This is a genomic window from Lactiplantibacillus modestisalitolerans, assembly GCF_005405425.1.
GTDB classification, from domain to species: Bacteria; Bacillota; Bacilli; order Lactobacillales; family Lactobacillaceae; genus Lactiplantibacillus; species Lactiplantibacillus modestisalitolerans.
This window is the reverse complement of sequence record NZ_BJEA01000001.1, coordinates 1-22,798: the sequence shown is the minus strand read 5'-3', so window position 1 is coordinate 22,798 and position 22,798 is coordinate 1. Positions and strand designations below refer to the sequence as shown.

The following is a 22,798-nucleotide window of genomic DNA, read 5'->3' as shown; positions in this document are numbered from 1 at the left end:
AAAAAAAGTGATTCAGCGTTTTTTTTGTTGCGTTTTAGCTGTTTTAACTAACCAAAAATAACCGTTTTTATGAGTGAAAAACGATAATTTGAATTATTTATTAAGAAAATGAACCAGCGGTTATTGTGACCGCTTTCATTTGAATGTCATGTCTACAAACACTGTTATCAAGCCGTTCTTTGGCAATGATAAAATCTATAATTTGCCTTTTTAAGTTGATTAATAAACTCAATTATGATGATTTCATGATAAAAATTAGAATTTAGGATTGATTTTAATTTATTTATAATATACAATAGCTTTAACTTTTCGAGGGAAAAGCACACACAAACTAAAAAAGTTAGAGGGGTTGGGTCTTTATGAATTTGAAAACAGCTGCAAAAGTTACCGCGGTCGCCGGTGCTTCGTTGCTATTCTTAGCTGCTTGTGGATCGAAAAATTCATCGTCATCTTCAAGTTCTAAAAATACGGCAACCATGGCCGCGCAAGCTGAACTGCCAACGATGGACTTATCAAAGTCGACCGATGTTTGGAGTTCTAACATGTTAAATAACACCAACGAAGGGCTATACCGAATTGGCAAGAACGGGTCCATTAAACCGGGGATTGCTAAGGACACGAAGGTCACGAATGGTGGTAAAACATATACATTCACTTTACGTAAGAATGCAAAGTGGAGTAACGGGGATAAAGTTACGGCCAAAGATTTCGTTTATGGTTGGCAACGAACCGTTAATCCAAAGACTGCGTCACAATACGCATACTTATATTCAGGAATCGAAAATGCTGATCAAATCGTTGATGGCAAAAAGCCCGTTTCTAGTTTAGGAATCAAGGCCGATGGTGACTACAAGTTAGTTGTTACCTTGGAAAAGCCAATTGCTTACTTTGATAAGTTGATGGGCTTTGTTAACTTCTTCCCACAAAACGAAAAGGTTGCGAAAAATTACGGTTCTAAGTACGGGACAACGAGTAAGGCAATGGTTTATAACGGACCATACAAGATGTCTGGCTGGACCGGGACGAACTTATCTTGGAAATTAACTAAGAACAACGACTATTGGGATAAGAAAGCCGTTAAGATGGATACCATCAATTACCAAGTTGTTAAGGATAACTCAACTGGGTTAAACTTATTTAACTCTGGTAAGATCGATGATACCGTTCTTTCAAGTCAACAAGTTAAGAACTACAAGACTAATAAGAACTACAAAGTTCGCCAAACTGCTTCAACGTTCTACGTTGAATTCAACCGTGCGGATAAGGATGCTAAGCTTGCCAAAGCCTTTAAGAACAAGAAGATTCGCCAAGCATTATCATACGCTATTAACCGGCAACAATACGTTAAGAGTACGCTTGGTGATGGCTCAACCGTTTCCAAGGGCTACGTTTCTCACAACTTAGCAAAGAACCCAGAAACTGGGGCTGACTTTACAGCGGATGCTGCGGTACCTGAAGCAGTTAAATACGATCAAACTAAGGCTAAGCAATTGTTCAAAGAAGGTATGAAAGAAATCGGTGAAACTTCATTGAACATCAAGTTGCTCTCTGATGATACGGAAGGTGCTAAGAAGTCTACCGAATTCGTTCAAGGGGCATGGGAAAAATTACCAGGCCTCAAAGTTACGAACCAAAACGTGCCATTTAAGACCCGTCTTTCACGGTCACAAAATGGGAACTTTGATACTGTAATTTCTGCTTGGAATGCTGACTTTACTGATCCAATTTCCTTCTTGTCATTATTTACTTCGGATAACTCATACAACAATGGTAAGTATGATAGTGCGGAATATGACGAATTGATTAAGAAGGCTGAAGGGGCCGACGCTAATAATAAGAATGCTCGTTGGACTGATATGGTTAACGCTGAAAAGCAATTGATGAACGACGAAGGTGTCATCCCGATTTATCAAAAATCTGAAGCTCACCTCACTAGAACGAGCCTGAAAGGGATCATCTGGAATACTGCGGGTACGAACTACAACTTGAAATACATGTCCGTAAAATAACGTTTAATGTGTGTGCTTCAACTGAACGAATGTGAAACAAAGGGGTAAGGATTGACACATTGTTAATCCTTACCATTTTGTTTTATAATGAGATGTCATTATTTTTTAAGGCGAATTTAATAGAATGTGAGGAATTCTAATGAGAAAATATCTCCTAAAGCGGATATTTTACTTGATTCTGACATTATTCATTGTGGCTACCGCCACCTTCTTCCTAATGAAATTAATGCCAGGGACGCCACTTCAAAACGAAGCGAAGTTGACGCCAAGTGAAAAGGCCGCCATTCTTGCCCAGTACGGGTTAGACAAGCCCGTCTGGATGCAATACTTCATTTACATTGGTGGGATTTTTAAGGGGAGCCTCGGGCTATCCTTCCAATTCTCCGACCAAGCCGTTAGTTACTTGATTGGGAGCCGGATGGGCCCATCAATGCAATTAGGGGGCCAAGCGATGGTTATCGGGGTTGTCTTCGGGATTATCCTCGGGGCCGTTGGGGCCATTCGTAAGGATACCTGGGCTGACCGAATTGCCACGATCATTTCGATTCTCGGGATTGCGGTTCCAAGTTTCGTGTTAGCCATCCTGTTACAGTTCTACTTAGGACTGAAAACGGGCTGGTTCCCAGTTGCTGGCTGGCAAGGATTCCTCTACACGATTTTACCAACCTTGGCGTTGGCAGCCAGTCCGCTGGCCGAAACGGCCCGGTTTATTCGGACCGACATGGTTGACGTGCTGAGTTCCGATTACATTGAACTCGCCCGGGCGAAGGGCTTATCCAAGTTTGGGATTGTTTATCACCACGCGTTGCGGAATAGCCTAATTCCGATGGTCACCTTGATTGGACCGCTGGCCGCCGCGTTGATGACCGGGTCAATGGTTGTTGAAAACATTTTCTCGGTACCCGGGATTGGGGAACAATTTGTTAAATCGATCCTTGTCAACGACTACCCAACCATCATGGGTGTGACGATTTTCTATTCGGCACTTCTATGTGTACTACTCTTATTGACCGACATTATCTACGGAATTATTGATCCGCGGATTCGTTTATCTGGAAATGGGGACTAGCTAATGGCAGATAATCCAAAAGAATATCAAATTCAGCCAGGCGACTTTGCGCCGTTAGATAAGCAAGCGGGTCCCGACAATGAACACATTGCGGCGCCCTCGCTAACTTTCGGCCAAGACGTTTGGCGGCGACTGAAATCTAATAAGACCGCGTTTACGAGTTTTATTATTTTAGTTCTGCTCTTCTTAATGGCCTTTGGGGGCCGGGCGATCTATCACCAAAACCCCAACGAGCAAGCACCGCGGTACGCGAACTTGCCACCGAAGATTCCGGGTGTTAACTTGCCCGGTTTTAACGGCCACATTAAACAGTCTGGTCAAGACGTTGACGCCTACGCTCAGGCTGGGGCCGGTAAGGACGTGCACTATATCTTAGGGACCGACTATTTGGGCCGGGACTTATTAGCCCGGATTATGTACGGGACCCGGATTTCGCTTGAAATTGCATTAATTGCCACCCTAATTGACCTGGGAATCGGGGTCACCTTCGGGATTATCTCCGGTTGGAAAGGTGGACGAGTGGACTTATTCATGCAACGGATCATTGAAATCCTCTCGTCCGTCCCTTCCTTAGTTGTCATGGTCTTAATGGCGACCGCCTTCCAGAAAACTGGGATGGCTTCGATCATTGCCGCGTTAGCGTTGATCAACTGGACTACCATGGCCCGGCTGACGCGGGCGCAAACGCTCCAATTGAAAAATCAGGACTTTATTTTAGCTGCCCGGACGTTGGGTGAGTCGGCACCGAAGATTGCTTGGAAGCATTTGCTACCAAACTTATCCAGTGTCATCATCATTCAAACGATGTTTACGATTCCCAACGCGATCTTCTTTGAAGCGTTCCTGAGTTATATCGGGATCGGGATTAGTTCACCGCAAGCGTCACTGGGGACTTTAATCAATGATGGGCAGAAGAACTTCCAATTCTTACCTTATCAAATGTGGTACCCAGCCATCGTCTTGATTATTTTGATGTTAGCCTTCAACTTACTCGGTGACGGGATGCGCGACGCCTTCGATCCGAAATCAAAACGCTAGGAGGGTGGAAAATATGGATCAAGCTGAAAATATTATTGAAGTCCGTAATTTAAAAATTGATTTCCACACCTACGCGGGTGAAGTTAAAGCGATTCGCGACGTGAGCTTTGATCTCCGTAAGGGGGAAACCTTAGCCATCGTTGGTGAATCTGGTTCCGGTAAGTCGGTGACGACCCGTTCCTTAATGGGCTTATTAGCACCGAACGCCGAAATTAAGGGTGGTAGCATCATGTTCCACGGCGAAGACATTATTAAAAAGTCGGAAAAGGACATGCAACACATTCGGGGGAAGGATATCGCGATGATTTTCCAAGACCCGATGACTTCGCTGGACCCGACAATGCGGATTGGGATGCAAATTGCCGAACCCTTAATGAAGCACAAGGGTTTAAAGAAAAAAGAAGCAATCGCGCAAGCCTTGGAAATGTTAAAACTGGTAGGGATTACTGACCCTGAAGGCCGGATTAACGACTATCCGTACCAGTTCTCCGGTGGGATGCGTCAACGGATCGTGATTGCGATCGCATTGGTCTGCTACCCCGAAGTGCTCATCGCCGACGAACCAACCACTGCGTTGGACGTGACGATTCAAGCGCAAATTCTTGATTTAATGAAGGACCTGCAAAACCGGATCAACACCTCGATCATCTTTATTACCCATGATTTAGGGGTCGTTGCGGGGATGGCTGACCGGGTAGCCGTTATGTATGCCGGTAAAATTGTTGAATACGGGACGGTTGATGAAATCTTCTTCAACCCGCAACACCCGTATACTTGGGGCTTGCTTAACTCGATGCCGACCTTGGATACGGCCAGCGGTTCGTTGTCCGCCATTCCGGGGACGCCGCCCGACTTGCTGGATCCACCCGTTGGGGATGCCTTTGCGGCGCGGAGCGACTACGCCATGAAGATTGATACCGAACAGGAACCACCGTTCTTTAAGGTGTCTGATACCCACTACGCGGCCACTTGGTTGCTTCATCCAGACGCACCGAAAGTGACGCCACCAGCCGAAATCGTTCGGCGTCAGAAAAAGTTCGCGGCGATGCAAAAACCGGCTTCACCCGTGAAGCCCGCCGCAGCAAAGGAGTAGTTGCACATGCCTGATGAACGTAAAAAAATACTAGAAGTTCGCCATTTAAAGCAGTACTTTAACGTTGGCAAACGGGATGAAGTGCGGGCCGTGGACGACGTCACCTTTGACATCTATGAAGGAGAAACGTTTGGGTTAGTTGGTGAATCCGGCTCCGGTAAAACTACGGCCGGCCGGTCAATCATCCACCTCTACGAACCGACTAGCGGGACCATCATTTTTGATGGCCAGGACGTGTCGAAGTTACACGGTAAAGCCCAGATGCACGCGTTTCGGCGTAAGATTCAAATGATTTTCCAAGACCCGTACGCGTCGTTGAACCCGCGGATGAAGGTCAAGGACATCGTTGCGGAAGGCATCGACATCCACGGCTTAGCCAAGGACGACGCTGACCGGACCAAGCAGGTCGAAGACTTACTTGAAACCGTTGGCTTGAACAAGGACCACTCTAGCCGTTACCCGCACGAATTTTCCGGTGGTCAACGTCAACGGATCGGGATCGCCCGGGCACTGGCCGTGGAACCGAAGTTTATCATTGCCGATGAACCGATTTCCGCGCTGGACGTGTCGATTCAGGCCCAAGTGGTCAACCTGATGAAGGAGTTACAAATTAAGCAAAACTTAACGTACCTCTTTATTGCCCACGATTTATCGATGGTTAAATACATCAGTGACCGCATTGGCGTGATGCACTATGGTAAAATCTTGGAAATCGGCCCCGCGGATGAAGTTTACAACCACCCGCTTCACGATTACACCAAGAGTCTGATTTCCGCCGTACCGGTGCCAGATCCCGAGTTTGAACGCAACCGGATTCAAGTGCCGTACGATAGTTCTAACGAGCTGGCGGATAAGAAGCGCCGGATGGTTGAAATTGCACCGGGCCACTTTGTCCGTTGCAGTGAAGACGAGGTTGCGATGTACACCCAACGTGCGGTGGACGCCGGCCTAACAACTTAATTAGGACTTAATAGTTTTAATCGCTCGACTGAACGTAGAATACGCGGTCGGGCGATTTTTTTGCGTGTTACTGATTAGTGGATGTTCTGTACCAATTGGTGCTGATATGTCGCCAGCAGCGGATGTAACCGGTTGGCTGGAACACTGCGGGCATCGATTTGAGCTCACTCAGAAACCCACTGAGTAATCTCAAATTCGAGCCTTATTCTAAGCCGGAAGAACTTCACTTCCGCCTAAGAATAATTTCGCAGTTGAGCCATGGTTACATCCGCTACTGGCTAGATTTACCTTATTATGAGGTTTTGCGGCCAAATTTAGTCAGCTTCAGTTGGTGAAACTGGTTCTGCTAAACGGTTACTAATTAAATTAAGCGCAACCATGCCTGCTTATTCTGGCAAGCATAATGAATTCTCTGAAAATTCAACTGACATTTTTTAGCAGATCAATACCATATATCATAGAGCCCATTAGTATGGCGGGGTGCGCTGCCAAAAAAGATGCTGATGGTCATCTTAACACCAATTAGTATGGATACCGGTGATCACGAGGACGGTACCCGGGAGTGGTGGTTCATCACGATTTCGAACCACCCAAATTGGGGGTTGCCAAGCAGTTCCGAGTTCTTTAAAATTATAATGCGGTATGAACATTACCGGATTGTGCCGGGTCGCGACTAGCGAGGATGTTTGTATTAAAATAGTGATTGTGCAATAATGAAAACGTTAATAAAGATTATTAACGAAGGACATGATTGAATTCGATAATTGATTGGTTTATGGGCAGTATTAATCCGGTTTAAGATTCCGATGGCCGTTCAATTGGGAATTCACTGAAAGGATGCGCTTAACGCATGAAACAATCGATTAATTATATTATGAATCTGATGCACCTCGAACGGGATTTAAAACGGTTAACGTCTAAGTGGGCGGCGACGACCGGTTTAAGCCTTAACGAACTACGTATTTTAGTGTACGTGGAACAAAATCCAGAAATACAAATCGGCGACGTTGCCGAAGCGCTGAACGTGGCGAAGGCCTCCTTAGCACAAAACATTGGGACCTTGATCCAGCAAAACTGGCTTCAAAGTGAACCCATCAAGCAGGACCGCCGGCTACGGGTCCTGACCCTGACAGAATCCGGTCAGGAGCGCATGCAGGCGATTGACGAACAGTTGGTGACTTCCTTAGATAGTCAGCCGGCTAAGCAGTTGGCGGCCCAATTGGCTGCTTTACAACAGAAATAGGGTAGTATACGAAGCCAGCTAGTTTAAGCGTACGTTTAACAAGCATCATCAGGAGACGTAAATGGGACCGTGGTAAACAATCGCGGTCTCATTTTTCTTATGGTTCTATGATATATGGTGTTGATCTGCTAAAAGGTTACCGTTGAGTTTTCAAAAAAGCTCATTATGAGTACCCGCAGTGTTCCAGCCAACCGGTGACACCCGCTGTTGGCGGCAGCTCAACACTATTGGTACAGAGCCAAAAAAGGGCCACTCATCCGGCAAAACGGATGAGTGGCCCTTTGTGACTGATTTTAAAATGAATTATTCGGTTTTGGTTTCCGCGGTTAAGACGATCTTACCGTCTTCAACTTTAGCAACCATGTTCTTAACGTCACTGTGGTCCAGGTAGAAGTCGGCAATCCGGTCTTCAATCTGTTCCTGGATAACCCGCCGTAACGGCCGGGCACCCATTTGTGGATTGTAACCAAGGTCGACCAGCTTTTCTTCAACTGGTTCGGTAACGTGAACGTGTAATTCTTGGTTAGCTAACATGCTGTTGACGTCTTCGATCATTAAGCCCACGATCTTCATCAAGTTTTGCTTGGAAAGGGCGTTGAACTGAATGATGTCGTCAAAGCGGTTCAAGAATTCTGGCTTGAAGTAGTCGGTCAAACGGCTCGTAATGTCGTGAGTCTTACCCGCGGCAGCCGCACCGAAGCCGACGTTTGCTTCGCTGTCCCCAGTACCGGCGTTTGAAGTCATGATGATGATCGTATCCTTGAAGCTGACCGTGCGGCCCTGTGAGTCGGTTAAACGGCCGTCATCAAGAATTTGTAAGAACATGTGCATGACGTCTGGGTGCGCCTTTTCAATTTCATCCAAGAGGACGAGACTGTACGGGTGACGCCGAACCTTTTCGGTCAACTGGCCGGCTTCTTCATAGCCGACGTAGCCAGGCGGTGACCCAATCAACTTCGCCACTGAGTGTGGTTCCATGTATTCACTCATGTCGAAGCGAATCATGGCATCCTCGGAACCAAAGAGTTCCTTAGCCAATTGCTTAGCTAATTCGGTCTTACCGACCCCGGTAGGCCCAACGAACATGAACGAACCAATCGGCCGGCCAGTCCCGTTTAAGCCGACCCGGTTGCGCCGGATGGCCCGGGCAACCGCTTGAACGGCTTGGTCTTGGCCAATGACGTGACTTTCAAGGTCGGGTGCCAAGGTCTTCATTTGGGCTTGTTCCTTGGCTTGTAATTCACCAACTGGAATGTCGGTCTTTTCCTCGACGATTTGTTGCATGTCGTCAACCGTCACGGTCGCAGTGTCGTTGGCGTGGTTAGCCGCATTTTCGTCGGGCTTGGCCTTTTCCAACTTCGCCACTTGGTCGCGGTAATAGGCTGCTTTTTCGTAGTCTTCCTTCTTCAAGGCCGCTTGCTTTTGCTTTTCGGCTTCGTCGATCTTTTGTTGAATCGTCTTTGGATCAACCGTCTTCAAAGTTAAGTTCTTCCGTGAACCGGCTTCGTCCAAGAGGTCGATCGCCTTGTCGGGCAAGAAGCGGTCCTGAATGTAACGGTTCGAAAGCTTGACCGCCGCTACGATCGCATCGTCAGTGTACTTAACGTGATGGTAATCTTCGTACTTCTTTTGAATCCCCTGTAAAATTTTAATGGATTCATCCACGCTCGGTTCGTCAACCGTAACTGGTTGGAACCGCCGGGCGAGGGCGGCGTCTTTTTCAATGTCGCGGTATTCATTCAGGGTAGTTGCCCCAACTAATTGGAAATCACCACGTGCAAGCGCGGGCTTCAAAACGTTCCCGGCGTCCATGCCACCCTCGGCATTGCCGGCACCCATGATTTCATGGATTTCGTCAATGAAGAGAATGATGTTCGGGTTCGATTGAACTTCCTTCATTAGTTGTTGCATCCGTTGTTCAAACTGACCCCGGATTCCCGTTCCTTGAACGAGGGAAGCCACGTCTAAACGGATAATTTCTTTATCAAGCAGTTTTTGGGGAACTTCACCAGAAACGATTTCCTGTGCCAAGCCTTCAACGACCGCCGTCTTACCAACCCCGGCTTCACCGATTAAGACCGGATTATTCTTCGTCCGGCGGTTAAGAATCTCGATGACGCGGTTGATTTCGTTATCCCGACCAATGACCGGGTCAATTTTGCCTTGCTTGGCTTGTTCCGTCAAGTTATAGCCGTATTGACCGAGCAGCCCGCCACCGCGGTTACCGCCGCGGCGATTGCCGCCAGGACCAGCTGGTTGGGTCGGGGGGGTCTGTTGCTGCTGCCGGTAGCCGGCGTTTGGATCTACGCCGCCGCCTTGCATTGCACGGAAAATGTCGTCAAGACCGCCAAAACCAAATGGATCTTGTGCCATATTAGTACCTCCAACTCCGTTATTTGGTTGCTGTTCCTGATTCTTTAGCTGTTGATAGCAATTCTGACAAAGATTGATTTGTCGCCGCTGACCGTTGACGTTCGTATATAAGTGAATCGTCGCTTCGTTCTTATGGCAATTGTCACAAAGCATTATGCTGTCACACCTTTCGCATCAGAAATATAACTAAATCGATTAGGAAAATAGTTAAAGGTTCAAAAGCTGTCTGACCTTTGTTGACCTTTGACTATTAGTATAGCGATTTTATTAAACGTTGCAAGTCAAAAGCCTCAACCTCAAAACCGGACGTTGATTGACCGTTCGCCTAACTTCGCCGGGTGCGTTAATCGGTTTAATTTTTTCCGAAGAGTCTGGATGGTCATCAGCGCGGATAGCTTGTCTTGAAAGGGGATTCGTTGTATATTAAGACCCTACGTCAAAACGAGTTCGCGTTGACACCGTCTAGCTACATTATAGTACAAAGCGGTTGTTTTGCATGTTAAACGGACTGACCAGTTTTGATGTTAATCCGGCTACGCAGGGCGTTAAACGCCGGTCTGACCAGTCTGCATCTTGGTTGGGCGTTCAACGAACTATCCGGTTGAATATAAATGCTTTCATATTATAGGAAGCACTTAACGAGGAGGCGGTTACGACGGATTATGGTCAATTAATGGAGGACTTACGCACCGGAAAGCGTGAAAGTTTTACCGTTGACCCGGCAGACTTCATGGCTTTTCAACAAGCCTATATGCAGTACGAATATCGCAAACGGATTATTGGTATGGCGGACTTGGAAGGACACGTGGTTTACCATTTTGAAAAGGATGGTAAGGCTACCAATTAATGGGTTTAGGCCGAATGAAAGGGCTTGTATTTTAATTGGATAATTGCTATCATCTTAACTAAGGGCTCTAGAGGATACGTGTTGGCGGCAACTCGCTTTGACTCGGAACCAATTTTAAAAACTCTACATCTTTGAAGGAGATCGAATAGATATGGAAAAGAAAGAATTTCACGTAATCGCAGACACAGGTATTCACGCACGTCCAGCAACTTTGTTGGTTCAATCAGCAAGCAAGTTTAACTCAGAAATCACGTTACAATACCAAGACAAGTCCGTTAACTTGAAGTCAATCATGGGCGTTATGTCCCTTGGTGTTGGTAAAGACGCTGACGTTACGATTTCTGCTGAAGGTGCCGACGAAGCCGACGCCATCGCAGCTTTATCAGAAACGATGAAGAAAGAAGGATTATCTGAATAATGGCTAAAAAGGTACTCAAAGGAATTGCAGCCAGTGATGGGATTGCAATTGCTAAGGCCTATATGCTAGTTGATCCAGATTTGTCATTCGAAAAAACAACGGTTTCTGATCCAGAAGCCGAAGTCCAACGGTTACATGACGCTTTTGATGCCTCCAAGGCTGAATTGCAAGTCATTAAAGACAAAGCGGTTCAAAATTTGGGTGAAGAAGAAGCCGAAGTTTTTGAAGCGCATATCACCATTTTATCTGACCCTGAAATGTTAGGACAAATTGAAGGTAAGATTAAGGATGATAAAGTCAATGCCGAAGAAGCAACGAAGGAAGTTACCGATACTTTCATCTCGATGTTTGAAGCAATGACGGATAATGCATATATGCAAGAACGTGCTGGTGACATTCGTGACGTTACTAAGCGGGTCTTAAGCCACCTGCTAGGGGTTACGTTGCCAAGTCCAGCCCTAATTGATTCTGAAGTTGTCGTGGTGGCCCACGACTTAACCCCTAGTGACACGGCCCAATTGGACCGGAAGTTTGTTAAGGGCTTCATTACTGATATTGGTGGCCGGACGAGTCACTCAGCTATTATGTCACGGACCCTTGAAATCCCGGCCGTAGTTGGTTCTGAAACCGCCACGACGGATATCAAGGATGGCGACACGGTCGTCTTAGACGGAATCAACGGTTCTGCCCTGGTTACGCCAACTGACGACGAAGTAGCTGACTATAAGCAGCGAGCTGCTGACTTTATTGCTCAAAAAGCTGAATGGGCGAAGTTGAAAAACGAAGCGACCGTTTCTAAAGACGGGAAGCACTTCGAATTAGCTTCTAACATTGGGACACCGGACGATATGGACGGGGTCTTAGATGCCGGTTCTGAAGCAATTGGGTTATTCCGTTCAGAATTCTTGTACATGAACAGTGCAGAATTGCCAGACGAAGATACCCAATTCAACGCCTACAAAAAGGTTGTCGAAGGCATGCAGGGCAAGCCAGTAATTGTTCGGACCATGGACATCGGTGGTGACAAGCACTTACCTTACTTGCCATTACCTGACGAAATGAACCCATTCTTGGGTTACCGGGCGATTCGGATTTCCCTTGATCGCGACGACATTTTCCGGACCCAGTTGCGGGCCTTATTACGGGCTTCACACTATGGTCAATTACGGATTATGTTCCCAATGATCGCGACCTTGGATGAATTCCGGCAAGCTAAGCAAATCTTCCTTGAAGAAAAAGATAAGTTGGTTAAGGCCGGGACCCCGGTTGCCGACGACATCAAGTTAGGAATCATGATTGAAATCCCAGCGGCCGCGATTTTAGCTGACCAATTTGCTAAGGAAGTTGACTTCTTTAGTATCGGGACGAACGACTTGATTCAATACTCGTTTGCTGCTGACCGTGGTAACGAACAAGTATCGTACTTGTATCAACCATACAACCCATCGTTGTTACGTTTGATCAAGCACGTTATTGATGCGGCGCACGCCAATGGTAAGTTCACCGGGATGTGTGGTGAAGTTGCCGGTGATCAAATCGCCGTGCCATTATTAATGGGCTTAGGATTGGATGAGTTCTCAATGAGTGCAACTTCCGTTCTGAAGACCCGTTCATTAATGAAGAAGATTGATACTAAGGAAATGGCGAAGTTAGCTGACCGCGCGTTAAACGAATGTGTCACTAACGAAGAAGTCAAAGAATTAGTTGAACAAAACGTCTTCAACAAATAAATACGCATAAGAGAGGTTTGACGCTGGTTTTAGACTGGCGGCGAGCCTCTTTTTTTGTCCGATTGAGGATTTACCACCAGCAAGGGATTGTGAGCGGCTGGTGGGATATGTACGGTGAGTTTCGGTGAAGCCAATGGTCGGGCGCCAACGAAACTCTTAGTTTGTGTTAAGATTATTTGCAACGAGGATAATGAACCAATATAATTGTTATAATTAAGCGTAAAGAGGTTATCGCACCCGTTTCGCCGGTAAAGCGTACCGGGAAGGGTGCCGAGCAAAGCTGGGCTTGCCCAGCGAGAATTAAGGGGAGAATCTACGTGAACATCGGGATATTTACAGATACATACTATCCACAAGTTAGTGGGGTCGCCACGTCGATCAAAGTATTGCGTAATCAACTCGAGCGGGCTGGTCATCAAGTCTACATTTTTACGACCACGGATCCCCATGTTGATAAAAATATTTATGAACGGAATATTTTCCGCTTTACCAGTATTCCGTTCGTGTCGTTTACGGATCGGCGAATTGCGGTTCGCGGTCTGTTTAAGGCTTATCAGGTTGCTAAGGACCTCGGTTTGGACATCGTGCATACCCAGACTGAGTTTTCGATGGGCATGATTGGTAAGTTTGTGGCCAAGCAGCTGAAGATTCCATGTATCCATACGTACCACACGATGTACGAGGATTACTTACACTACATTGCTAACGGGAAGATTTTGAAGCCGTACCACGTTAAGGAGGCCACCCGGGCTTATTGTTACCATTTGAATGGAATTGTAGCGCCGAGCCAGCGGGTGTCTAAGACGCTGAAGGGGTACGGGGTCAAAGCCCCAATTCGGATTATTCCGACGGGGATTGATATTAATCAGTATGAGCAAACGCCCACTGTCGATTGTCGTAAACAGTTAGGGTACGCTGCGGATACGCCCGTATTGCTGTCGCTAAGCCGGTTGGCGTACGAAAAGAATATCCATGAAGTAATCGCCGCCTTACCCGCAATCTTGGAGCAGGTTCCGAATGCGCAGTTAGTGATCGTCGGTGACGGGCCAGCGCGGGAAACGTTGGAAAACCAAGCGCAAGACGCGGGCCTAAGTGACCACGTTCAGTTTACGGGTGAGATCGACAATGATGAAGTCTATAACTATTATCAGATGGCCGATTTATTTGTATCGGCGTCGAATTCAGAATCACAGGGGTTAACGTACATCGAAGCGATGGCCGCCGGACTTAAGACGGTCGTGGCGTCGAGTCCGTATACGGATCAGTTGTTAGACGATCCGTCACTGGGAACGACCTTTACCAGTCAGGCAACGTTAGTCAAAGACGTTGTGCGCTATTTACAACATCCGCACACCTTTGATGATCCAAAGCCACGGCAAAAAAAGTTGTATCAAATTTCGGCGGAGTACTTTGGTAAGCAAGTGATCAACTATTACCAGGACGTCCAGTTGGCTTATTCCGAACCAGACGATAAGTCGGCAAAAATCAGTAACTAAGGGGACAAATTATGCTAAACATTACCATGTTTTCGAAGGCTGACTCGGTGAAGGGTCAGGGTGTCGGTAGTGCCTATCAGGAATTGATGCGGCTGCTACGGACACATTGGCAAGACGAATTCAACGTTCAGGTGAACCGGTATGGTCGCGCTGCGATCTCGCATTACCACACGGTCAACCCAATGTTTTATCTATCGACCTTTATGCCGAATCGCGGCCGCAAAATTGGTTATGTGCATTTTTTGCCGGAAACCTTAGCCGGAAGTTTAAAATTACCGCGCCCGTTTCAAGCGATTTTTAACCGCTACCTGATTGCGTTTTATAAGCGGATGGACCACATTGTGGTGGTCAATCCGACGTTTATTCCAAAGCTGGAAGCCTATGGTATTCCACGTACGGATGTGACTTACATTCCCAACTTCGTTAGTAAACGGGATTTTTATGAAATGACGCCCGCTAAACGCACCCGGCTGCGGAAACAGTACGGTTACGATCAACAGCGGTTCATGATTATTGGCACTGGCCAAATTCAGGATCGCAAGGGCGTGCCGGACTTCATCCGGCTTGCCAAGCAGAATCCCGACATTCAGTTCGTGTGGGCCGGGGGCTTTTCGTTTGGCCGCATTACGGATGGCTACCAAGCACTTAAAAAAGTGGTGGATAATCCACCGGCGAACCTGAGTTTTCCGGGGATTGTTGACCGTGAAAAACTCGTCGACTACTACAACATGGCCGACCTATTCTTATTACCGTCGTATAACGAGCTCTTTCCAATGTCGGTGCTGGAAGCCTTCAGTTGCGGCACGCCGGTGTTATTACGAAATCTGGAACTTTATCGCGCCATCATTGACGGTTATTACCAACCAGCGGCCGACGTGGTGGACATGCAACGTCAAATTGAGCACTTACGGCGCGACCCGCAGGCCCTTAAACAACTGCATGATCAGGCTGTTTTGGCCTCAAAAGACTATTCGGAGGCCCGCTTAGCGCAGATTTGGCATGATTTCTATCGTCAACAAGCTAAAGAGGGCGCGCGATGACACGAAAAAATATTTGGTCGCTATTAGCGATGGTGCTCGTTGGGATTGGCATTTCGTGGTATTCCTTACGCAACGTTAAGTTAAGCAATCTTAAAAACGATATTTTAACGCTGAACTGGTGGTGGCTGTTAGTCGCCCTGGGATGTATGGCCCTTTACTTTGGGCTCGAAGCGCTGGTCGTGCAAAAATTTGTCCGTCACCGCTACCGGAAGTTTTCGTTTAAGAGTGCCTTACGGGTGCCGCTAGCCGAGCAGCTGTTTAACGGAATTACACCGTTTTCGTCTGGTGGGCAACCGGCCCAAATTTTCGTGATGGCGCAATCCGGCATTGACGCTGGCCGGGCGAGTTCGGTCGCGTTAATGAAGTTCGTCGTCTTTCAAGCGATGGTCGTTCTAAACTTTTTAGTGGCGATGATCGTGGGGTTTCAGTACCTAGCGTCTAAACTCAGCTACCTATCACTGTACGTCTTATTTGGCTTCTTGATTCACTTTGCGGTGATTGTCGGTTTACTACTCGTGATGTACTGGTACCAGTTTACGAAACGGGCGGTGCGAATCGTCTTAATTCCAGTCGGTTGGTTCATGAAGGCCGAGCGGTTCGAACGCTTTCAAGCTAATATTAATTTAAAAATTGACTCTTTTTACGAAGAGAGTCTCCGAATGACAAAGGATTGGCGGATGTTGGTCGAGGTTGCGGTTCTAACCTTTTTACAATTGTTCTTTTATTACCTGATTCCGTACTTTATCATGCGGGCCATGGGCTATCACGGCCTGAGTATCATTATGGTGACTAGCCTGAACGTTTTAATTTTCTTAGTGACGTCACTGTTTCCGATTCCGGGTGGGGCCGGGGGTGCCGAATTCGGGTTTACTGAACTGTTCGCGAAGTTTATTCCGAGCCACAGTAAATTAATTTTAGCCATGTTGATTTGGCGGATTCTGACCTACTACTTGGGGTTATTCCTGGGAATGATTGCGATGGCGATTCGTCCCGAAAAAGCAGAAGAAATTCCTGCCGCTGAGCTACCGGCTAATGCGCAGGGAACCAAAAAATAAAACGCTAGCGCGAGCCAGCGTTTTTAGTGTAAAAAGGAAGATTTTATGTTGAAACGAATTAATCCGCACTGGGGCCTATTTTTAGCGGTGCTGATGGCGGTGACGTTTGGCAGCCAGGCGGTTGTCGCGCACGCGGCCACCCCTAAGGCTGACCAAGTCAAGGCCGCATACATCATTGATGCACAGTCCGGCCAAGCGGTCTATGCCCAAAACCCCGATGAAAAACTGCCAATTGCGTCGTTAAGTAAGTTAATGACCCTTTACCTGGTAGAGCAGGCCATCAAGAAGGGCCAAATCAAATGGTCCGACCAAGTACCGCTCAGCAAGGGCGTTCGCAAGATGGCAACCAGCGCGACGCTATCCGTCATGCCGATGCCAGCCAAAGAACAGTTTACGGTTAAGGAGCTTTTTGCCGCTACGCTGGTCGGGTCGTCCAATAGTGGGGCGATTGCACTGGGTGAGTACGTTGGCGGGGACAACGCCAAGTTTGTTAAGCTGATGAATCAGCAGGCCAAGCGCTGGTCACTGGATGCAACCTTTGTTAGTGCTTCGGGGTTGGATAACACCGATTTGAGTTCGTACGGTTACGACCTGCCGGGAACCGACGAGAAGGCGCAAAACCTAGTTTCAGCCCGGGCGATTACGACGATTGCGCGGCACTTGATTAATGAGTTTCCGGACGTACTCAAGGTTGCAAACCAAACCAGCGTTAAAATTCATAAGTACCGCGTCCCAACGTCCGTTCAAATTTTAAAGGGACAGAAGTACTATGATCCGGACGTTCCGGTCGACGGCCTTAAAACCGGCTATACGAATCAGGCCGGGGGCTGCCTGGTCGCTACTTATCGGCAGGGCGGTCGGCGAATGATTGCCACCACGCTGGGCGCGGAATGGAAGTTCTCCGCGGACCACAATTTGCGGTTAAAGCTGAAGCAAACCGAGCGTTTCCACACCGTCTTACCAAAAACAATCAATTACCAAGTTCCCGGCACGCAAACAAAGGTGCGGTTGGTCACTGACGATCAACGGGACTTATGGGAAAATCAACGGCAGCCGTTTTTGCGGTCTGAACAGCCGGTCTGGCCGCTGCATCGGACGCAACCAAACTATCTGGCAGCGGGCACGGCCGTACTGCGCGTGCGGCTCAGTGATCCGTTATCCGGAACTAGCCACACCGTCACGTACCGGACGCCGCAAGCCGTCACGCTACTGGGGCCGCTCCATTGGGCAACGACCACGCCTAAGCAGGTTGAAGCGCCATTGGCGGGGGCGTTTGCGCTTGCTTTTTAAGTAGTAAGTAATAAGTAGATAGTAAAAAATGGGGTGATGACAACTGTCATCACCTCATTTTTTGGGTGCATGTGAGGTAGCCGAAACGTGTTCGGAGCGGCTGACGCTTGCGCTTATCTGCAATATAGTCGAAACGTGTTCGGGCCAGCTGACACCTGTGCCTACTACGCTAAGTCGCCATTGCAAAGACCGCAATAACGCCTTAGCTAGGTAGTGCTCGATGTCAACCCGCTGGCCCTCACACTCTAAACGTGCTCGACCAGACTGGTATCTGCGCTTGTCTGCGATATAGCCGAAACGTGTTCGGGCCAGCTGACGCCTGCGCCTACTACGCTAAGTCGCCATTGCAAAGACCGCAATAGCGCCTTAGCTAGGTAGTGCTCAGCATCAACCCGCTGGCCCTCACACTCTCTGCATATAAGCCGTCAAGCGGTCCATCGCCTTATGGAGCTTCTCCATGCTAGCCGCGTAGCTCAACCGCACGTAGCCTTCACCTTCCTTACCGAAACCAGTCCCGGGGATGATGGCCAGCCGCTGCTTACGCGCCAAGTCCTGACAAAAGGCCATCGAATCCTGATTAAAGCCGGCCGGAATCTTCGCGAAGATGTAAAAGGCACCAGTTGGGCGAGCAATCTTGAAGCCTAATTTTTCCATCGTCTGGTAAACGAAGTCGCGACGTTCCTGATACTGTTCCTTCATTGGTAACGCGTCGTCAATACCATTCGTCAACGCTTCGATCCCCGCCTTTTGGGCAATCGTAGTAGCAGCGGTGACGTAGTATTGGTGCACCTTCTTCATTTGCGCGGTCATTTCCTTCGAAGCAAACAGGAAACCAATCCGCCAACCAGTCATGGCGTGGGATTTAGACAACCCGTTAATTAGAATGACTTCGTCAGGAATGAACTTGGCAATCGAAACGTGGGTACTACCGTAAGTTAATTCACTGTACACTTCGTCAGAAACAACCCAGAGGTTATGCCGTTTGAAGCAGTCAGCCAACGCTTTGATTTCGTCTTCCACGTAGGTCACACCGGTCGGGTTGTTCGGGTAGTTCATGATGATTCCCTTGAAGTTGGCTTCCGGGTGGGCTGCGATGAAGTCATCCACCATCTTAGGCGTAATAACGAAGTCGTTAACCCCCGTATCCATGAATAACGGGGTTGCCCGCGCTTCTTGGATAATCGGAATGTAGGCGGGGAAGATCGGTGACGGCACGATAATCGCGTCGCCCGGATTACAAATCGTCGTTAAAGCGGTCGCGATGGCTTCGGTCGCACCAACCGTGACGAGCACCTGGTCTTCGGCATCGTAATGAAGCCCATATTTTTGCGCTTGGAAGTTAGCGGCGGCTTGCCGGAGTTCTAACAGTCCCGCCATCCCTGTATAGTGTGACCAGTTATCATCGATGGCCTGTTTCGCCGCGTTTTTAACGTGTTCGGGGGTGTTAAAATCGGGTTCCCCCAGCGTTAGTTTAACCATGTCAGGAATTGCGCTGACCGATTCATCAAACTGGCGAATCGTCGAGACTTGAATCTGGCTGATGGTGTCATTAAGATCATTTCTAAATAATGTCATAACCGGAGCTCCTTTTAATTTATAAGTTGTTCTAATTTTAGCACAACTTATGCCCGTCTTAGCAGGCAGATAGGGTATAATTGTAATTGTAAAAATTCACTAAAAAAACGGCTTTCTGCCAAAAAAACGTGTTATTAACGGCTTTTTTTGCTAGAATGAAAACAAAACTTAAGGAGCGAGATTAGTATAATGGATAAATCTGAACTATCAGCAATTCTCAAACGATTAGAAGCCATGCGGGCAACTGAATCGACCGAAGTACAATCACGGCGGTTCGAAAAGGAAGGCGTCGAACGCGGGCAAGTCGCATACGATCCCGCAACTTCGACTTACACGTTACAAGAATTCAACCCTAACCAAACCTTTGAATTTGATAACATTGACCTAGTGGCAATTGAGTTGTACGACTTACTAACTGATAACTAGGCGTTCCCCCAATTAGAATATTTTTCAGATGGATCCATATTATGAATGCGTTGCCTGTCGAATGTTGAAGAATTCTTGAAGAAAGCTTCAATAGATTGCGAACTAGTCGTCAACCGTTATAATATGGATTTGTTAATAGCAATAACGGAGGAAGAATTACCATGCCCAAATTTTTAAAAAGCACGGTCGGGAAGGTCAACACCACGTTTGGCTTTTTTACCCTAACCGTTGTCTTGTTTTGGCTGAAGACGTATATCGCCTATAAGACTGAGTTTACGCTCGGGGTCAAGGGTCCGGTTCAAGAGTTCATTTTATTCTTAAACCCGTTCCCAACCGCGATCGTCTTACTCGGGATTGCGCTGTATTTCCGTGGCCGTTTGAAGTATTGGCTAATGATGATCATCGACTTCTTACAAACGAGTTGGTTGTTTGCCAATATCCTGTATTACCGCGAATTTTCTGATTTTATGTCGGCGGGGGTCATTAAGAGTTCCGGTGCGGCTAGTAATAATTTAGGGAAGAGCCTGACGCAAATTATCCACGGGACCGATTTCTTGGTCTACGCGGACGTCATCTTACTGATTTTGTTATTAGCGTTTAAGGTCATTCGGATTGATCCGCGGCCGTTTAAGTTGCGCTACGCGGCGACCTTAACCATGATTGGGGTGGCACTGTTTGCGGTGGACCTGGGAATGTCCGAGCACGATCGTTCAGACTTGTTGACGCGGACGTTTGATAATAACTACATTGTGAAGTATCTCGGCTTAAACACGTACGCCGGTTATAGTTTTTATCAGACTGAAAAGGAAAGCGCGACCCGGGCGAAGGCTAGCAGTAGTGACATGAAGAGTGTCCTGGCCTACTTGAAGAAGAATCAAGCGGATGAAAACGTCCAGTACTTTGGCAAGGCTAAGGGGAAGAACGTCTTTATCATTCACTTGGAAAGTTTCCAGCAATTTTTGATTGATTACAAGTCGGACGGGAAGGAAGTTACCCCGACCCTCAATAAGTTCTACCACGATAGTAGTACGCTGAGTTTCGATAATTTCTACCACCAGGTGGCGCAGGGGAAGACCTCGGATGCTGAAATGATGATGGAAAACTCCCTGTTCGGGCTTCCAACCGGCTCAGCCATGACCCAGTACGGGTCTTCAAACACGTTCCAAGCGGCGCCGGCCATTTTAAGTCAGAAGGGCTATACGACGGCTGCGTTTCACGGGGACGTTGCGAGTTTTTGGAACCGGGACAACGCGTACAAGTCCTGGGGCTATAACTACTTCTTCTATTCATCCTATTATAAGGAGAAGTCGGACTATTCAATTGGCTACGGCTTAAAGGACAAAATCTTCTTTAAGGACTCGGTCAAGTACCTCGAACAGTTACCGCAACCGTTCTATGCGAAGCTGATTACTTTGACCAACCACTACCCATACACGTTGGACAAGCAAAACCAGACGATTGCGAAGACCAAGACCGGGGACTCGACCGTGGACGGGTACGTGCAAACGGCGCGCTACCTCGACCAGGCCTTTGCGGAATTCATTAGCTACCTGAAGAAGGCCGGCCTCTATAAGAATAGTATGATTGTCTTGTACGGGGACCATTACGGGATTTCGAACAACCACCGGCCCGCAATTGCGGAACTGTTAGGTAAGAAGACCGTTACGAACTACGACCTCGCCCAGTTCCAGAAGGTACCGTTTATGATTCACGCGGACGGTATCAAGGGGGGCGTCAACCACACGTACGGTGGCGAAATCGATGCTTTACCAACAATTTTTGACTTGCTGGGAATTAAGAACAAGGGCTACATCCAGTTCGGGACCGACCTACTGTCGAAACAACACAATCAGACGGTTGCGTTCCGAAACGGGGACTTTGTCTCCCCAACCTATAGTAAGATTGGGAGCACCGTCTACGATTCGAAGACCGGTGAGAAGCTGACGGACATGACTGCTGAGCAGAAGCAGAGTGTCAAGCAGATGCAAAATCACGTCACAACCGAACTGTCACTGTCTGATCGGGTTATTCAAGGGGACCTCCTGCGCTTTTACACGCCGAAGGGCTTTAAGAAGGTCGACGTTTCGGATTACAGCTATAAGGTCAACAAGACCCTTCAATCGCTGAAGGACGTCCAGAAGCAGAAGAAGACCAGCGTCCTCTCTAAACGGGATGGCAAGTCATCGGAGAGCCTCTATAAGACGGATGCACCGGAACTGTCTGATAGTGATAGTAATAGCGATAGTAGCAGTAGTTCGAGTGATAGCTCGGATTCCAGCTCTAATTCGGATTCCAGTTCGGATGCTAGTTCAAATAGTGATAGTAGTACGAGTTCAAGCTCAAGTGCGGAGAGTAGTAGTTCAAACTAAGCACTAACTTGATCAGAAGGATGATTGCCAATTCGGCGGTCATCCTTTTTTTGCGCTTTTGTCGCTGTGCAGCCGCGATGGTGATGCGGAACTAACGGACGGGCGTGAGCTTGGAGGATTACGCGGTGATTAGGGTGCGAGCGGGCGTCGCTGGTCGGCAATGGCCCGCGGCGGTTCTCACTAGTTAAGTGGTGATGACTAATTTAGCCGGCGTGGTTGGGTGGTAACGGAAGTGGTGTGACGGGGCTTGCTGGTGATGCGGAAAGCTGAAGGGGTGGACGCGAGTGGGGTGATTGGTGGGGGCGGTTTGGCGGAATCCAGGTCAGTTTGAAAAAGTGGGTGAAAAATCGAAAAAAAGACTTGACCTGCATACTAATACTTGCTAAGATATATCTTGTCGCTGCGAGAGTGCTAGTAAATCAAGTGCTTAACGGCGGTTGAACGATTCAATTGGATATGAAGCTTAATGAATAAATATTCAATTTAATTGAAAAAGTTGTTGACAGTTTTAGACGCTGATGATAAGATATTTCTTGTCGTTAAGCGCATCGCTTCCTAAGCGATGGTGGCCAACGACGAGTGATGGCAAGTTGTTGATAAACAGTTAAATAACTTCTTAAAAAAAGTTGTTGACACCTTAAAAACGAAATGCTATCATGTAATAGTTGTGTTGAGGTAATCAACTTAACAAATTAGACCTTTGAAAACTGAACAAAGTTTCGACGAATCAAATGTGTAGGGTCTCTTGATTTTGAATCGAGAGCAAA

At 47.5% G+C, this 22,798-nt stretch carries 17 protein-coding genes and 1 pseudogene; 16 read left to right on the top strand and 2 right to left on the bottom strand.

Features of this window, described 5'->3' with window-relative positions; all coding sequences use genetic code 11:
• Positions 1-359 precede the first annotated feature (359 nt).
• From FFM79_RS00080 to FFM79_RS00055, 7 genes are all read left to right on the top strand, one after another.
• The gene (locus FFM79_RS00080; RefSeq protein WP_137641447.1) at positions 360-2,009 is read left to right on the top strand and encodes a peptide ABC transporter substrate-binding protein; all 1,650 of its coding nucleotides are present in this window, start codon (positions 360-362) and stop codon (positions 2,007-2,009) included.
• Positions 2,010-2,148: 139 nt separating this feature from the next.
• Positions 2,149-3,078, top strand: a complete 930-nt coding sequence (gene opp3b / locus FFM79_RS00075) for an oligopeptide ABC transporter permease (protein WP_137641446.1) — start codon at positions 2,149-2,151, stop codon at positions 3,076-3,078.
• A 3-nt stretch (positions 3,079-3,081) separates the two neighbouring features.
• Positions 3,082-4,116 (top strand): ABC transporter permease, encoded by a 1,035-nt coding sequence (locus FFM79_RS00070; RefSeq protein ID WP_137641445.1) that lies wholly within the window; start codon positions 3,082-3,084, stop codon positions 4,114-4,116.
• Between the two features lie 13 nt (positions 4,117-4,129).
• Complete coding sequence (locus FFM79_RS00065) at positions 4,130-5,209, top strand: ABC transporter ATP-binding protein (RefSeq protein ID WP_137641444.1); 1,080 nt, start codon at positions 4,130-4,132, stop codon at positions 5,207-5,209.
• A gap of 6 nt (positions 5,210-5,215) precedes the next feature.
• Complete coding sequence (locus FFM79_RS00060) at positions 5,216-6,169, top strand: ABC transporter ATP-binding protein (protein ID WP_137641443.1); 954 nt, start codon at positions 5,216-5,218, stop codon at positions 6,167-6,169.
• A 503-nt stretch (positions 6,170-6,672) separates the two neighbouring features.
• Positions 6,673-6,846 carry a hypothetical protein gene (locus tag FFM79_RS12575; protein WP_170177330.1) on the top strand — a complete coding sequence of 58 codons (174 nt, stop codon included), beginning with the start codon at positions 6,673-6,675 and terminating at the stop codon, positions 6,844-6,846.
• A gap of 173 nt (positions 6,847-7,019) precedes the next feature.
• On the top strand, positions 7,020-7,412 hold the full coding sequence (locus FFM79_RS00055) for a MarR family winged helix-turn-helix transcriptional regulator (RefSeq protein WP_137641442.1): 393 nt from the start codon (positions 7,020-7,022) through the stop codon (positions 7,410-7,412).
• Positions 7,413-7,715: 303 nt separating this feature from the next.
• Here FFM79_RS00055 and FFM79_RS00050 read toward each other — a convergent pair whose 3' ends face one another.
• A complete protein-coding gene (locus tag FFM79_RS00050) occupies positions 7,716-9,938 on the bottom strand; it encodes an ATP-dependent Clp protease ATP-binding subunit (RefSeq protein WP_137641441.1) in 2,223 nt (740 codons plus the stop codon).
• A 514-nt stretch (positions 9,939-10,452) separates the two neighbouring features.
• Between FFM79_RS00050 and ykzS the strand changes: the two are divergent.
• From ykzS to FFM79_RS00020, 7 genes and pseudogenes are all read left to right on the top strand, one after another.
• A pseudogene (gene ykzS, locus FFM79_RS12570) lies at positions 10,453-10,632 on the top strand (protein YkzS); the annotation flags it as partial.
• A gap of 151 nt (positions 10,633-10,783) precedes the next feature.
• On the top strand, positions 10,784-11,050 hold the full coding sequence (locus FFM79_RS00045) for a phosphocarrier protein HPr (protein WP_137641440.1): 267 nt from the start codon (positions 10,784-10,786) through the stop codon (positions 11,048-11,050).
• Positions 11,050-12,780 carry a phosphoenolpyruvate--protein phosphotransferase gene (gene ptsP / locus FFM79_RS00040; RefSeq protein ID WP_137641439.1) on the top strand — a complete coding sequence of 577 codons (1,731 nt, stop codon included), beginning with the start codon at positions 11,050-11,052 and terminating at the stop codon, positions 12,778-12,780. Before FFM79_RS00045 ends, ptsP begins: the two co-directional genes overlap by 1 nt.
• 317 nt (positions 12,781-13,097) lie before the next feature.
• Positions 13,098-14,276, top strand: a complete 1,179-nt coding sequence (locus FFM79_RS00035; protein WP_137641438.1) for a glycosyltransferase family 4 protein — start codon at positions 13,098-13,100, stop codon at positions 14,274-14,276.
• An 11-nt stretch (positions 14,277-14,287) separates the two neighbouring features.
• Positions 14,288-15,316: a glycosyltransferase family 4 protein gene (locus tag FFM79_RS00030; RefSeq protein ID WP_137641437.1), complete on the top strand. Its 1,029-nt coding sequence runs from the start codon at positions 14,288-14,290 to the stop codon at positions 15,314-15,316.
• The gene (locus FFM79_RS00025) at positions 15,313-16,371 is read left to right on the top strand and encodes a lysylphosphatidylglycerol synthase transmembrane domain-containing protein (protein WP_137641436.1); all 1,059 of its coding nucleotides are present in this window, start codon (positions 15,313-15,315) and stop codon (positions 16,369-16,371) included. Before FFM79_RS00030 ends, FFM79_RS00025 begins: the two co-directional genes overlap by 4 nt.
• 45 nt (positions 16,372-16,416) lie before the next feature.
• Positions 16,417-17,661: a D-alanyl-D-alanine carboxypeptidase family protein gene (locus FFM79_RS00020; protein WP_137641435.1), complete on the top strand. Its 1,245-nt coding sequence runs from the start codon at positions 16,417-16,419 to the stop codon at positions 17,659-17,661.
• Between the two features lie 402 nt (positions 17,662-18,063).
• On the opposite strand, the gene FFM79_RS00015 is transcribed toward FFM79_RS00020, so the two are convergent.
• Positions 18,064-19,236: a pyridoxal phosphate-dependent aminotransferase gene (locus FFM79_RS00015; RefSeq protein ID WP_137641434.1), complete on the bottom strand. Its 1,173-nt coding sequence runs from the start codon at positions 19,234-19,236 to the stop codon at positions 18,064-18,066.
• Between the two features lie 189 nt (positions 19,237-19,425).
• Between FFM79_RS00015 and FFM79_RS00010 the strand changes: the two genes are divergently transcribed.
• Together FFM79_RS00010 and FFM79_RS00005 are read left to right on the top strand one after the other, a co-directional pair.
• Positions 19,426-19,662 (top strand): YkuJ family protein, encoded by a 237-nt coding sequence (locus tag FFM79_RS00010; RefSeq protein WP_137641433.1) that lies wholly within the window; start codon positions 19,426-19,428, stop codon positions 19,660-19,662.
• A gap of 161 nt (positions 19,663-19,823) precedes the next feature.
• Positions 19,824-22,031 (top strand): LTA synthase family protein, encoded by a 2,208-nt coding sequence (locus tag FFM79_RS00005; RefSeq protein ID WP_137641432.1) that lies wholly within the window; start codon positions 19,824-19,826, stop codon positions 22,029-22,031.
• Positions 22,032-22,798: the final 767 nt, after the last annotated feature.

What these genes read in the sequence shown, in the direction of transcription:
- FFM79_RS00065 (WP_137641444.1), top strand. Translation starts at nt 4,130, where the DNA reads ATGGATCAAGCTGAAAATATTATTGAAGTCCGTAATTTAAAAATTGAT.
- FFM79_RS00070 (WP_137641445.1), top strand. Translation starts at nt 3,082, where the DNA reads ATGGCAGATAATCCAAAAGAATATCAAATTCAGCCAGGCGACTTTGCG.
- FFM79_RS00080 (WP_137641447.1), top strand. Translation starts at nt 360, where the DNA reads ATGAATTTGAAAACAGCTGCAAAAGTTACCGCGGTCGCCGGTGCTTCG.
- FFM79_RS00025 (WP_137641436.1), top strand. Translation starts at nt 15,313, where the DNA reads ATGACACGAAAAAATATTTGGTCGCTATTAGCGATGGTGCTCGTTGGG.
- FFM79_RS00020 (WP_137641435.1), top strand. Translation starts at nt 16,417, where the DNA reads ATGTTGAAACGAATTAATCCGCACTGGGGCCTATTTTTAGCGGTGCTG.
- FFM79_RS00015 (WP_137641434.1), bottom strand. Translation starts at nt 19,236, where the DNA reads ATGACATTATTTAGAAATGATCTTAATGACACCATCAGCCAGATTCAA.
- FFM79_RS00005 (WP_137641432.1), top strand. Translation starts at nt 19,824, where the DNA reads ATGCCCAAATTTTTAAAAAGCACGGTCGGGAAGGTCAACACCACGTTT.
- FFM79_RS12575 (WP_170177330.1), top strand. Translation starts at nt 6,673, where the DNA reads ATGGTCATCTTAACACCAATTAGTATGGATACCGGTGATCACGAGGAC.
- ptsP (WP_137641439.1), top strand. Translation starts at nt 11,050, where the DNA reads ATGGCTAAAAAGGTACTCAAAGGAATTGCAGCCAGTGATGGGATTGCA.
- FFM79_RS00010 (WP_137641433.1), top strand. Translation starts at nt 19,426, where the DNA reads ATGGATAAATCTGAACTATCAGCAATTCTCAAACGATTAGAAGCCATG.
- FFM79_RS00045 (WP_137641440.1), top strand. Translation starts at nt 10,784, where the DNA reads ATGGAAAAGAAAGAATTTCACGTAATCGCAGACACAGGTATTCACGCA.
- FFM79_RS00030 (WP_137641437.1), top strand. Translation starts at nt 14,288, where the DNA reads ATGCTAAACATTACCATGTTTTCGAAGGCTGACTCGGTGAAGGGTCAG.
- FFM79_RS00055 (WP_137641442.1), top strand. Translation starts at nt 7,020, where the DNA reads ATGAAACAATCGATTAATTATATTATGAATCTGATGCACCTCGAACGG.
- FFM79_RS00060 (WP_137641443.1), top strand. Translation starts at nt 5,216, where the DNA reads ATGCCTGATGAACGTAAAAAAATACTAGAAGTTCGCCATTTAAAGCAG.
- FFM79_RS00050 (WP_137641441.1), bottom strand. Translation starts at nt 9,938, where the DNA reads ATGCTTTGTGACAATTGCCATAAGAACGAAGCGACGATTCACTTATAT.
- opp3b (WP_137641446.1), top strand. Translation starts at nt 2,149, where the DNA reads ATGAGAAAATATCTCCTAAAGCGGATATTTTACTTGATTCTGACATTA.